Raw genomic sequence first — 12,083 nt, forward strand, 5'->3', positions numbered from 1 at the left:
CCTCGCGATCAGTACCCTCGGCATCATGACCGACCTCGCCGAAGCCGCCGACGCCTCGCTCGTTCAGCCGGCGCCGCCGGAGATCTCCGATGCCGAGGCGCTCGCGATCGCCGAGGACGTCTGGGGCGTCGCGGGCGACATCCGCTCGCTGGGCAGTCATCAGGACCGCAACTTCCTCATCGACGCGGGCGACCGCCGCCTCCTGCTGAAGATCGCCAACCCCAGCGTCTCGGCGGCGGAGCTCGAGGCGCAGTCCCTCGCCGCGGCGGCCATCGCCGACATCACCGCCGTTCGCGCGCCGCGCGCGCTCGCGTTCGACGACGGCTCGACGGCCCGCGAGGTCGTGGTCGCCGGCGTCGCGATGCAGGCGCGGCTTCTCGAGTTCCTCGACGGCGAGACGCTGTCGGGAAGCGGATACCTCTCCCCCACCGCCGTCGCGGCGATGGGGTCGCTCGCCGCGGCTGTCGACAGCGCGCTGGCCGGAATCCACCCCGAGGGCGCCGAACGCGACCACCAGTGGGACCTGCGGCACACGCCGGCCGTGCTCGACGACCTCCTGCCCCACGTCGACGACCTCGACCTGCGGGAGCGTCTCGCCGCAGCCGCCGGTGCGGCGTGGGAGGTCGTCGGACCGCTCGCGGAGCGGCTGCCGTCGCAGTTCATCCACGGCGACCTGACCGACGACAACGTCGTGCACTCCGGCGACCGCCTGCCCGACGGCGTCATCGACCTCGGCGACCTCAACCGCACCTGGACCGTCGGCGAGCTCGCCATCACGCTGTCGTCCCTCCTCCACCACGACGGGGTCGACCTCCCCGCGGCGATGCGGGCCGTCGGGGCGTATCACGCGGTGCGGCCGCTCGACGCGGACGAGCTGGAGGCGCTGTGGCCGCTCGTCGTCGCGCGGGCAGCGGTGCTGGTCGCGAGCGCCCATCACGTGCTGTCGACGGATCCGGGCAACGTCTACGCCGCCGAGAACCTCGTGCACGAGCGGGCGATCTTCGAGAGCGCCGTCTCGGTGCCGCTGCCCGTCGCGACGGCGCTCGTCCGCGCGGCCGCGGGCGAGGCGGTGGAGCCGCTCGAGGTGCCGGCCGGCGTCCGGCTGATCGAGACGTCGGGCGAGATCGCCGTGCTCGACCTCTCGGCGACGAGCCCGAGCCTCGACGAGGGCCGGTGGCTCGATGACAACGCCGAGTCGGAGCTGTTCGCCGAGGCGCTCGCGCATCACGGCCTCGCCACCGCCCGGTTCGACGAGTCGCGCCTGACGCGCTCGCGTCCCGGACAGGACGAGCCGCGCAACGCGGCGCTCGGTCTCGAGCTCGCCACGCGCGCGGAGCGGTCGCTGCACGCGCCGTGGCCGGGTGTCATCGTGCAGTCCGGCGGCGCGGTCGTCGTGCTTCGCGCTGGGGACATCGATGTGCGGGTCGAGGGCGTGACCGACGCACTCCCGGAAGGCGCCGAGGTGGCGGCCGGTGACGTCATCGGCTGCATCCTCGGGACGTCCTGGCTGCACGTCGTGCGGGCGGGCATCGTCCCTCCGCGGTTCACGACGCGCTCCCTTGCGGCGGCCTGGCGCGCCGTCGTCGGAGACCCGGGGCCACTCGTGACGGGCGAGGTCCCGCCGGCGGAGTCCGCGGCGGATGCGGCATCCCTCCTCTCCCGTCGCGACAGGGCGTTCGCCGATGTGCAGGAGCACTACTTCGCCGACCCGCCCGTGATGGTGCGAGGGTGGCGGGAGCATCTCGTCGACGCCGACGGGCGCGTGTATCTCGACACCCTCAACAACGTGACGTCGGTCGGGCACGCGCACCCGCGGCTCGTGAGCGCCGTCGCGCGGCAGTGGAGCCTGCTCAACACCAACTCGCGGTTCCACTACCCGTCCGTCGTCGAGTTCTCCGAGCGTCTCGCGGCGCTGCTTCCCGACTCGCTCGACACCGTGTTCCTCGTGAACAGCGGGTCGGAGGCCGTCGATCTCGCACTGCGCCTCGCGCACGCGTGGACCGGCCGGCCCGATCTGCTCGCCGTGCGGGAGGCGTATCACGGCTGGACGTACCTCTCCGACGCCGTCTCGACGTCGATCGCCGACAACCCGGCGGCGCTCGAGACGCGGCCCGCGTTCATCCACACCGTCCCCGCGCCCAACCCCTTCCGCGGGAAGCACCGCGGCGACAACGTCCGTCGCTACGCGGAGGAGGCCGTCGCCGAGGTGCATCGTCTGGCCGAGGCCGGCACGCCGGTGGCGGGCTTCATCGCCGAGTCGCTCTTCGGGAACGGCGGCGGCATCGCCCTCCCCGACGGGTACCTCGCGGCGATCTACGACGCCGTGCGGGCGCACGGCGGTCTCGCGATCGCCGACGAGGTGCAGGTCGGCTACGGCCGGCTCGGCGAGTGGTTCTGGGGCTTCGAGCAGCAGGGCGTCGTGCCCGACGTCGTGACGGTCGCGAAGTCGATGGGGTCGGGGCATCCCCTCGGCGCCGTCATCACGACCCGCGCGGTCGCCGAGCGCTACCGCACGGGCGGCTACTTCTTCTCGTCGGCGGGCGGCAGCCCCGTCTCGAGCGTCGTGGGCACGACGGTGCTCGACATCCTGCGCGACGAGGACCTGCAGGGCAATGCCCGCGACACCGGCGCGTACCTGAAGGCGCGGCTCCAGGAGCTCGGCGAGCGGCATCCGCTCCTCGCCACCGTGCACGGCTACGGCCTCTACCTCGGCCCCGAGCTCGTGCGCGACCGCGACACGTGGGCGCCGGCCACCGAGGAGACGGCGGCGATCTGCGACCGCCTGCGCGGACTCGGCGTCATCGCGCAGCCGACGGGCGACCACCAGAACATCCTGAAGATCAAGCCGCCGATGTGCTTCTCGCGCGAGTCCGCCGATGCGCTCGTCGCCGCGCTGGACCGGGTGCTCACGACCGGCTGGTAGCGGCCCTCACCGCCTCCGCCCTGTGGTTGGCTGGACGGATGACCGATGGCGTGGGACTGCGATCGGAGCGCGGCCCGATCCTCCTCGCGCTCATGCTGTCGACGTTCCTCATCGCGATCGACGCGACGGTGCTCTCGACCGCGGTGCCGACGATCGTCCAGGAGTTCGGCGGCTTCGAGCAGTTCCCGTGGCTCTTCTCCATCTACACGCTCGCGCAGGCCGCGTCGGTGCCGGTGTTCGCGAAGCTCAGCGACATCGTCGGCCGCCGGCCGGTCATGTACGCGGGCATCGTGCTCTTCCTCGTCGGCTCGGTGCTGTGCGCGACGGCGTGGAGCATGGGGGCGCTCATCGCGTTCCGCGCGGTGCAGGGCCTCGGCGCCGGCGCCATCATGCCCGCCACCATGACGGTCGCGGGAGACATCTACACCGTGCGGGAGCGCGCCAAGACGCAGGGGTACCTCGCGAGCGTGTGGGCGTTCTCGTCCGTCGCGGGTCCGACGATCGGCGGCCTCTTCTCGCAGTTCGCGTCGTGGCGCTGGATCTTCTGGATCAACGTGCCGCTGTGCCTCCTCGCACTGTGGATGCTGTGGCGCAACTACCGCCAGCCGTTCGAGCGGCAGCGGCGGCGCATCGACTACGCGGGTGCGGCGCTCCTCACCGCGGCGCTCGTGCTCCTGGTACTCGCGCTCCTCGAGGGCGGACACGCCTGGGAGTGGCTGTCGTGGCAGAGCCTCGCGGCCTTCGGAATCGGCGCGCTGCTCCTCGTCGCGTTCGCGTTCGTGGAGCGGCGGGCGGAGGACCCGATCCTCGCGCCCTGGGTCTTCCGGAGCCGCATCGTGGTGACGACCTCGATAGCGGGGCTCCTCGTGGGCGTCGTGCTGATCGGGCTCGTGTCGTTCGTCCCCACGTTCCTGCAGTCGACGACGGATGCCGCTCCCCTCGTCGCTGGACTCGCCGTCGCAGCCCTCACGCTCGGCTGGCCCGTGTCGGCGTCGCTCGCCGGCCGCTTCTACCTGCGGATCGGGTTCCGGGCGACGACGCTCCTCGGCAGCGTCCTCGTGATCCTCGGCGCGGCCATGCTCGTGGTGTTCGCCCTCTCTCCGTCGATCCCGCTCACGGCGCTCGGCTGCTTCATCGTCGGACTCGGTCTGGGCCTCGTCGCCGCCCCGAGCCTCATCGCGGCGCAGTCGTCGGTCGACATGCGCCGCCGCGGCGTCGTGTCGGGCACCAACATGCTGGCGCGCTCGATCGGCAGCGCCGTCGGCGTCGCCGTCTTCGGGGCGATCGCGAACGCGCTCATCAACCGCAACGGCGGCGCGGACATCCCCGCCGCGATCCAGGCGGGCTCGATCGCGGTCTTCATCGGCGTCGCGGCGTCGGCCCTCGTCATGCTCGTCGCGTGCTCGTTCATCCCGCCCGTGCACATCGACGAGCCCGAGCCCGTCGAGGCGGCGAGCGATTCGGCCTAGCCTTTCTGCGACGGCATTTCTGGGAGGAGGGACGCTGCGCCCCGCAGCGTGGATCACCCGCGCGGCGATGGGATGACCGTCGGCACCGCGCCGCGCGGAGTCACCCGCGCAGCATCCCCCGCAGCGTCTGGATTGTGTCGGCCTCGGCAGGGCGCTTGTCGTCGCGGTAGCGCTTGACGCGCGCGAAGCGCAGCGCCAGGCCGCCCGGGTAGCGCGTCGAGCGCTGTACGCCGTCGATCGCGATCTCGACGACGATCTCGGGCGGGAGCCACACCGTCCCGGGCGTCTCGTCGACGGCGATCTCGGGGAACCGCTCGGTCTGCCACGTCAGAAGGGCGTCGGTGAGGCCCTTGAAGGTCTTGCCGACCATGACGAAGCCTCCGCCGAACTCCCCGGTCTCGTCGCGGGCGCCGAGATGGAGGTTCGAGAGCCACCCCGAGCGGCGGCCGTAGCCCCACTCGGCGGCGAGCACGACGAGGTCGAACGTGTGGACCGGCTTGACCTTGATCCAGCTCGACCCGCGCCGGCCGGCGGCGTACGTCGAGTCGATCGCCTTCACGACGACGCCCTCGTGGCCCGCGGCGAGCGCGTCCGCGCTCACGCGCTCGGCGACATCGGGATCGCTCGTGACCTCGCCCGGGATGCGGTGCGCGGGCGCGATGCGACCGAGCTCGTCGCGCCGGACGCGGAGCGGCTCGTCGAGGAGATCGCGGCCATCGACGTGCAGCACGTCGAAGAACCACGGGTGCAGCACCGTGAAATCCGGTCCCTGAGCCTGTCGAAGGGCCGCGCCGAACCGCGACATCGTGTCCTGGAACGGACGCGGTGCGTCGTTCTCGTCGAGCGCGAGCGTCTCACCGTCGAGGATGACGTCGGTGACCGGCATCCCCCTCACGACCTCCACCACCTCGGGAAGCCGGTGCGTGATGTCGGCGAGGTTGCGTGTGAAGATGTGCACGTCGTCGCCGTGGCGATGCACCTGTATGCGCGCCCCGTCGAGCTTGTACTCGACCGATGCCTCGCCCACTGACGCGACGGCCTCCGTCGCGGTGGCGGCCGTCGAGGCGAGCATCGGCAGCACCGCCCGCCCGACGACGAGCCCGACCGCCTCGAGCTCCTCCGGCGTCTGCGTGAGCGCGATCACGGCGGTGTCGCCGAGATCGCCGGACAGCATCGCGGCCCGGCGCACGACCTCGGCAGGGCGATCGGAGGCCCGGGCGATCGCGTCGAGCAGCACGCCTTCGAGCGCTCCGGTGCGCAGCTCGCCGAGGATCACGCGGCTGACGAAGTCCCACTCCGCGCGCGTCGCGCGCTGCGCGAGCGCCCGCAAGGCGTCGCCGCGGGCGGCGACCGAGCCGGCTCCGGATGCCTCCGCCAGGTCGTCGAGTGCGACGTCGACCTCGCCGATGGTGAGCGTCGAGGCCGTCGAGTGCTGCGCATCGAGCGACGACAGGGTGCGCCAGCCCACACCGAGTCGCCCCTGGCGCGGGCTCGCCGTCAGGAACCCGACAGCGGGGCGGATCTCATCGGGCTCGAGCCGGGACAGCGCCGATGCGAGCGCATCGACCTTCGCCAGCCGCGAGCGGGTGGCGGTCACGGCGTCGACGGTCTCGACCAGGTCGGCGAGCAGCATCCCAGAATTCTCGCACCGGCCTCCGACACCCGGCCCGGGTCAGCGGACTCCTCCGTTGCCTCAGAGAACGGGATGACATCGGAGCACAGGAGGAGTGGATGCCGCGACCCGGCATCCGTCCGTCCTTTCTCCTCCGCTCACCCGATCGACGGGAGGAGTCGCAGAGCGTCAGCTGCGACCGCGCCGCACCCGGCCGCCACCGCGCGCTGCGCGCGCCGCCCAGAAGAGCACGCTCCCCACGGCGAGCCCGATGCCGGCGACGGCGAGGGCGGGCGTCGCGTCGGCGGGGCCGGTGGGAGCAAGTGCGGGACCGGACGGCGACGGGGTCGGCGTCGGGCCGGGGGTCGGCGCGACCGGCACAGCAGCCACCGCAACGGCTCCCGCGGCGGTGCAGCTGCTCGCCGCACCGTTGAGCTGAACCGTGTGCGCACCGGCGGCGAGGTCGGCGGGCACGGTCAGCGAGCCCGCGACAGCGCCTGCCGCGTCGGCGGTCAGCCAGCCGAGCGACTCGCCCTCCGGGAAGAGGGTGCCGTAGACGTCCTCACCGGGCTGGAAGCCCGACGTCGAGACCGTGATCGCTCCCCCGGCCGCCGCGACCGAGGCCGGGTCGACGGTGAGCGTCTGGTCGGGCGCATCGGTCGCATCCGGGATCGGCGCGCCCGTCGAGGGGCTCGCGAGCTCGCCGTCGTACGACCCGTATGAGATGCCGTCGAAGAGGAAGCCCGCGTTCTCGGTCGCGGGGGCCGCCGGCAGACCGGTGTCGTAGCCGATCCCGTCGGCGCTCGGGGCGCTCGAGGTCATGCGGAAGCCGATCTCGTCCACCAGGTCGTCTGTCTCCTCGCCCGCGAGCGCGTGGTAGTGCTCCCAGGACGTGATCTCCGAGCATCCCGTGACCAGGACGTCGTCGACGTAGATGCGGACGACGTCGGAGGCATTCGCGCGGAACAGCTCCTCCACGCGGATCGTGTGCGGCACGGCAGGGTCGACGACGGCGAAGACGGCCGACCGCCAGTCCGGGATGTCGGTGTCCGTCGCATCCTCGGGAACCCAGTAGCTGCCGATCTCGAGACCGCGGTCCGTGTGGCGCAGGTTGACGACGCCGCCGTCCCGCGACGAGGCGTCGAGGGCGACATCGAGGCGGAGACCGTCCTGCACCGCGCCGGTGGCCGAGGCGACGGTGAACTCCGCGGCGAAGGCGTTGAAGAGCGCTCCTGGTGCGCCGGCCTTGCCGGCGGGGTCCACCCCGGGCGAGCGGAGATAGTCGGTGCCATCGGGGTCGATCGCATTCGAGACCTGGAGGCTGACGCCGGCGGGCAGCCCCGAATCGGGAAACGCGGATGTGTCGACGAGCGCGTAGTCGAAGGGAGCGGCTGTGGCCGTCCAGCCGTTCTGGCCGGCCGGGCTCCCCTCGCCGAGCGTGTACCCCGCGGCGCTGAAGTCGATCGTCTGCGACGGCACGGCGTTCGCGGCGGACGGCGATGCCAGCACGACGGCGAAGGCGAGAGCGCCGATGCCTGCAGCAGGACCGAACGCACGGACGTGGTTGTGGTGACGCGACATTGTGGTGCCCCCCGGCCAGTGTCTGTTGCGCCACATGCTATTCCCAGTGGACGGGAAATTGCGAGGGGGACGTCACACAAGGCCACGCCATCTCTATCGTCGTCGACGGTCGGCAGCAACCCCGTGGCCGGGTGGCGGCACCCCGCCCACGATGGAGGGATGGCGCGCATCGGGACGTCGGGATGGAGCTATCAGCACTGGCGAAGCACCCTCTACGCCAGCGCGCCGCAGCGGGAGTGGCTCGACATCTACCAGCGCGAGTTCGACACCGTGGAGCTCAACGCGAGCTTCTATCGATGGCCGCCTCCCGCGCGCTTCGCCTCCTGGCGACAGCGGCTTCCCGAGGGCTTCGAGATGACCGTCAAGGCCCCGCGCGGACTCACTCACGCGCGGCGCCTGCTCGAGCCCGAGCAGTGGATCGAGCGCGTGACGGCGGGCCTGCACGAGCTGCGCGGCAAGCGCGGCCCGCTCATCGTGCAGCTGCCGCCGACGATGCAGCGCGACGACGCGCGCCTCGGCTACTTCCTCGGCGCCCTGCCGGACTGGACGCGTCCGGTCGTCGAGTTCCGGCACGATTCGTGGACGGATGACGCCGTCTTCGGGATCCTCGAGCGCCACGGCGCCGGGTACTGCGTCATGAGCGGTGCGAAGCTCCCGTGCATCCTCCGCGCGACCGCGAAGCTCGTCTACGTGCGGTGGCACGGACCGGATGCCGAGCACCTCTACGGCGGCTCGTACTCCGAGTCCGACATGGCGTGGTGGGCCGAGCGCATCCGGGAATGGGAGGGTGCGGGCCACGAGGTCTACGGCTACTTCAACAACGATGGCGGAGGCAACGCCGTCCGCAACGCCCGCACCCTGAAGCGCATGCTGCACACCTGACCCGCGGGGTCCGCGGCGTCCTCAGCTGCGCCCCCCGGGCGGTCCGATGACGAGCAGCACGGCGTAGAGCACGACGAGCGCGACGAGGATGAGCGCGCCGAGCACCCACGGACGCGCGAGGAACCAGCGCAGGAGCCGGTCATGCCACAGGGCGTCCCGCGGATCATCCGTGGCCTCGAGCCGCCATTCGCCCGCGAGCCGACCCGTGCGCTGCAGCCAGATCTCGGTCGGGATGGTCGCGTACGGGATCACGGCGCTGACCAGCGCGACGATCGTCGGCCACGGACGCAGCCGGTTGTTCTTGGCCACCAGGATGACCGTTGCGCCGTACGAGAGGAAGACGAATCCGTGGATGGCTCCGCCGATCGTGACGCCGATCGCGAGGTCGGCGACTGCCCGGAGCACCAGAGCGAGCAGAAGCAGGGTCCACGAGATCGCCTCGAGGATCGCGAACGTTCGGAAGAGTCGGTAGGGAGATCGAAACACCCCTTCAGCCTAACTGAAGGTTTAACCCCTCCTTGACCCCCGCCCCGCGTACGCGATACGAGCGGGCGAGCCGATACGAAGAATCCGTATCGGCTCGCCCGTCGTGTGTCAGCGCAGGAGGACTACGCGGCGGCCGCGACGACCTCCGACCGCACCACGAGCTCGGAGCCCGCGGCATCCACCGTCACGATCCCCCCGCCACCGAGGGATCCCGTGACGAAGAGCTCTGCGATGCGGTCGTCGACCTCGCGCTGCACGAGGCGGCGCAGCGGCCGGGCGCCGTACTCGGGCTCGTATCCGTGCTCGGCGAGCCAGTCGATCGCGGCCTCCGTCACCTCGAGACCGACCTCGCGCTTGGCCAGACGCGAAGACGTCTGGTCGAGGACGAGCCGCACGATGTCGCGCAGCTGCGCCTTCTCGAGCTTCCGGAAGAGCACGATCTCATCGATGCGGTTCAGGAACTCGGGACGCATCGCCTCGCGGAGCTTGCCGAAGACGCGGTCGCGCAGGTCCTTCTCCGAGCCGAATCCGGTCGACCCGCCGCCGTCGGCGATGAAGCCGATCGCACCCGCGCGGGAGGCGAGGAACTCCGAGCCGAGGTTCGACGTCATGATGATGACCGTGTTGCGGAAGTCGACGGTGCGGCCCTGACCGTCGGTCAGGCGTCCGTCGTCGAGCACCTGCAGCAGCAGGTTGAAGACGTCCGGGTGGGCCTTCTCGATCTCGTCGAACAGCACGACGGCGTACGGGTTGCGGCGCACACGCTCGGTGAGCTGACCGGCCTCGTCGTAGCCGACGTATCCGGGAGGGGCGCCGACGAGCCGCGAGACGGTGTGCCGCTCGCCGAACTCGCTCATGTCGAACCGGATGACCTTGCTCCCTGAGCCTGTCGAAGGGTCGTCGTCGAACAGGGACTGGGCGAGCGCCTTGGCGAGCTCGGTCTTGCCGACGCCGGTCGGGCCGAGGAAGAGGAACGAGCCGACAGGACGGCGCGAGTCGCCCATGCCCGTGCGGTTGCGGCGAACGGCCTTCGCGACCGCGGTCACGGCGTCGTCCTGCCCGATGACCCGGGCGTGCAGCTCCGATTCGAGCGAGGCGAGGCGCTCGCGCTCCGTCTCGGTCAGGCGGTTGACCGGGATGCCGGTGGCCCGGCTGATCACGGCCGCGATCTCCGCCTCGTCGACGACGGCCTCGCCGGCGAACCCGGTCCCCGAGCCCGCCGAGGGTCCGCGCGACGTGGCGTCGGCCAACCGGGACTGGACGTCCGCGATCTGGTCGCGGATGCGCGACGCCTCCTCGTAGTGCTCCGCCGAGACGGCGGCGTTCTTGTCGGCCTCGAGCGTTGCGAGCCGCTCGACGAGCGCCTTCACGTCCACGAGCGCGCCGAGCTTCAGGCGCAGCCGGGCGCCGGCCTGGTCGATGAGGTCGATCGCCTTGTCGGGCAGCACGCGCTCGGTGAGGTACCGGTCGCTGAGCTCGACGGCGGCGCGCAGCGCGGCATCCGTGAATGTGACGCCGTGGTGCTCCTCGTAGGCCGGCTTGAGGCCGTGCAGGATGAGGACGGCGTCTTCGATCGACGGCTCGCCGACGCGCACCGGCTGGAAGCGGCGCTCGAGCGCCGGGTCCTTCTCGATCGTGCGGTACTCCTTGAGCGTCGTGGCACCCACGAGGTGCAGCTCCCCGCGGGCGAGACGCGGCTTCAGGATGTTTCCGGCATCCATCGCGCCCTCGCCGCCGCCACCGGCGCCGACGACCGTGTGGATCTCGTCGATGAAGAGGATGACGGTCCCCTCCAGCGTGGCGACCTCGTCCATCGTCTTCGTGAGGCGCTCCTCGAAGTCGCCGCGGTAGCGGGTGCCGGCGAGCATGCCGGCGAGGTCGAGCGAGATCACGCGCTTGCCGACGAGCTGCTCGGGCACGCCGCCGTCGGTGATCGCCTGTGCGAGTCCCTCGACGATGGCGGTCTTGCCGACTCCGGCCTCGCCGACGAGGACGGGGTTGTTCTTCGTGCGCCGGCTCAGGATCTCGATCGTCTGCTCGATCTCGTCAGCGCGGCCGATCACGGGGTCCAGCCGGCCGCTCGATGCGAGCGCGGTCAGGTCCGTGCCGAACTTGTCGAGCATCGGCGTCTCGTTCTCGGGCTGGTCGGCCGACGGCGCGGCGGCGGGGCGCACGGTTTCGCGAACGCCCTCCGTGAGCGCCTCGGGCGTCACGCCGGCCCCGGCGAGGATGCGCCCGGCGGGCGTGTCCTGCGCGAGGACGAGTGCGAAGAACAGGTGCTCGGGGTCGATGTACGTCGAACCCGATGAGCGGGCGACCTGGAACGCGTGGAACAGCGCGCGCGTCACGGACGGCGTCACGACGGCGCCATCGGCATCCTGGGCGGCGGAGGCGGCGGGGAGCCGCTCCTCGGCGGCGCGGCGGATGGCGCGCGGATCGCCGCCGATGCGCTCGACGGCGTCCTCGGCGGGATCCTCCGATACCAGGACGCGCAGCACGTGCAGCGCGTCGAGCTCGCTCTGGCCGCGCTCGAGGGCGAAGCGGCCCGCGCGCTGCAGGACGTCCTGCGTGCGCGCGCTCAGGAACCGCGTGAGGTCGATCGACCGCTCGGCGCGTGCGCGCTCGCCCGCGAGGTAGCGGGCGAGGAAGTCGTCGAACGAGCCGGCACCGTCGTCGCCGTCGGTGTAAGGGGTGAAGTCTTCGGGCATCTCCCGTTTTCTCCGTCTGAGGTTGGTGTTCGGGGATGGATGACTCAACTTGAGTCGATCCGTATCAAGTTCAACGAAGCGGGCGGCCGGCTATTCCCACGAGGGCGAAGATTCACGGCGGAATCGGGCGACCGGTATCAATCGGGCCATCCGGCGCTCCTCATCGGTGAGCGAGAAGGAGAGCCTCATGGACACGTCGCCCGTCGACATCATCGACCGCCACCGCACCGCCGTCCTGGAGATGTCCGACGACATCTGCCTCCAGTGCGACACCGACGCGAAAGTCCAGGCATACGTCTACGCCGAGCTCCCCTCAGGGCGCTCGGTGGCGTACTGCGCGCATCACGGCACCGTGTACTGGGAGCGCCTCAACGAGCTGGCCCTGGTCGTCATCGACCACCGCGACCAGGTGCCGGCGTGAG

Annotated in this window: 8 protein-coding genes; 4 read left to right on the forward strand and 4 right to left on the reverse strand. The window is 71.5% G+C overall.

The window, feature by feature from the left end; translation table 11 throughout:
* Positions 1-25: 25 nt before the first annotated feature.
* Together AAIB33_RS09435 and AAIB33_RS09440 are read left to right on the forward strand one after the other, a co-directional pair.
* Positions 26-2,923: an aminotransferase gene (locus AAIB33_RS09435; RefSeq protein ID WP_345803280.1), complete on the forward strand. Its 2,898-nt coding sequence runs from the start codon at positions 26-28 to the stop codon at positions 2,921-2,923.
* 38 nt (positions 2,924-2,961) lie between these two features.
* Positions 2,962-4,392, forward strand: a complete 1,431-nt coding sequence (locus AAIB33_RS09440) for an MDR family MFS transporter (protein ID WP_345803281.1) — start codon at positions 2,962-2,964, stop codon at positions 4,390-4,392.
* Between the two features lie 100 nt (positions 4,393-4,492).
* Here the strand turns inward: AAIB33_RS09440 and AAIB33_RS09445 are convergent, their stop codons facing one another.
* Both AAIB33_RS09445 and AAIB33_RS09450 read right to left on the reverse strand, forming a co-directional pair.
* Positions 4,493-6,025, reverse strand: a complete 1,533-nt coding sequence (locus tag AAIB33_RS09445) for an ATP-dependent DNA ligase (RefSeq protein ID WP_345803282.1) — start codon at positions 6,023-6,025, stop codon at positions 4,493-4,495.
* Between the two features lie 168 nt (positions 6,026-6,193).
* Positions 6,194-7,585 (reverse strand): hypothetical protein, encoded by a 1,392-nt coding sequence (locus AAIB33_RS09450; protein WP_345803283.1) that lies wholly within the window; start codon positions 7,583-7,585, stop codon positions 6,194-6,196.
* 159 nt (positions 7,586-7,744) lie between these two features.
* On the opposite strand from AAIB33_RS09450, the gene AAIB33_RS09455 reads away from it, so the two are divergent.
* Positions 7,745-8,467 carry a DUF72 domain-containing protein gene (locus tag AAIB33_RS09455; protein ID WP_345803284.1) on the forward strand — a complete coding sequence of 241 codons (723 nt, stop codon included), beginning with the start codon at positions 7,745-7,747 and terminating at the stop codon, positions 8,465-8,467.
* Between the two features lie 21 nt (positions 8,468-8,488).
* Here AAIB33_RS09455 and AAIB33_RS09460 read toward each other — a convergent pair whose 3' ends face one another.
* Positions 8,489-8,953 carry a DUF3817 domain-containing protein gene (locus AAIB33_RS09460; RefSeq protein ID WP_345803285.1) on the reverse strand — a complete coding sequence of 155 codons (465 nt, stop codon included), beginning with the start codon at positions 8,951-8,953 and terminating at the stop codon, positions 8,489-8,491.
* A 122-nt stretch (positions 8,954-9,075) separates the two neighbouring features.
* Positions 9,076-11,661, reverse strand: a complete 2,586-nt coding sequence (locus AAIB33_RS09465) for an ATP-dependent Clp protease ATP-binding subunit (protein WP_345803286.1) — start codon at positions 11,659-11,661, stop codon at positions 9,076-9,078.
* A gap of 187 nt (positions 11,662-11,848) precedes the next feature.
* Between AAIB33_RS09465 and AAIB33_RS09470 the strand changes: the two genes are divergently transcribed.
* A complete protein-coding gene (locus AAIB33_RS09470; protein WP_345803287.1) occupies positions 11,849-12,082 on the forward strand; it encodes a hypothetical protein in 234 nt (77 codons plus the stop codon).
* The last annotated feature ends 1 nt before the right edge of the window (position 12,083 follow it).

The sequence above is a fragment of the Microbacterium sp. AZCO genome (assembly GCF_039614715.1).
Classification (GTDB): domain Bacteria; phylum Actinomycetota; class Actinomycetes; order Actinomycetales; family Microbacteriaceae; genus Microbacterium.

What these genes read in the sequence shown, in the direction of transcription:
- AAIB33_RS09435 (WP_345803280.1), top strand. Translation starts at nt 26, where the DNA reads ATGACCGACCTCGCCGAAGCCGCCGACGCCTCGCTCGTTCAGCCGGCG.
- AAIB33_RS09440 (WP_345803281.1), top strand. Translation starts at nt 2,962, where the DNA reads ATGACCGATGGCGTGGGACTGCGATCGGAGCGCGGCCCGATCCTCCTC.
- AAIB33_RS09445 (WP_345803282.1), bottom strand. Translation starts at nt 6,025, where the DNA reads ATGCTGCTCGCCGACCTGGTCGAGACCGTCGACGCCGTGACCGCCACC.
- AAIB33_RS09450 (WP_345803283.1), bottom strand. Translation starts at nt 7,585, where the DNA reads ATGTCGCGTCACCACAACCACGTCCGTGCGTTCGGTCCTGCTGCAGGC.
- AAIB33_RS09455 (WP_345803284.1), top strand. Translation starts at nt 7,745, where the DNA reads ATGGCGCGCATCGGGACGTCGGGATGGAGCTATCAGCACTGGCGAAGC.
- AAIB33_RS09465 (WP_345803286.1), bottom strand. Translation starts at nt 11,661, where the DNA reads ATGCCCGAAGACTTCACCCCTTACACCGACGGCGACGACGGTGCCGGC.
- AAIB33_RS09470 (WP_345803287.1), top strand. Translation starts at nt 11,849, where the DNA reads ATGGACACGTCGCCCGTCGACATCATCGACCGCCACCGCACCGCCGTC.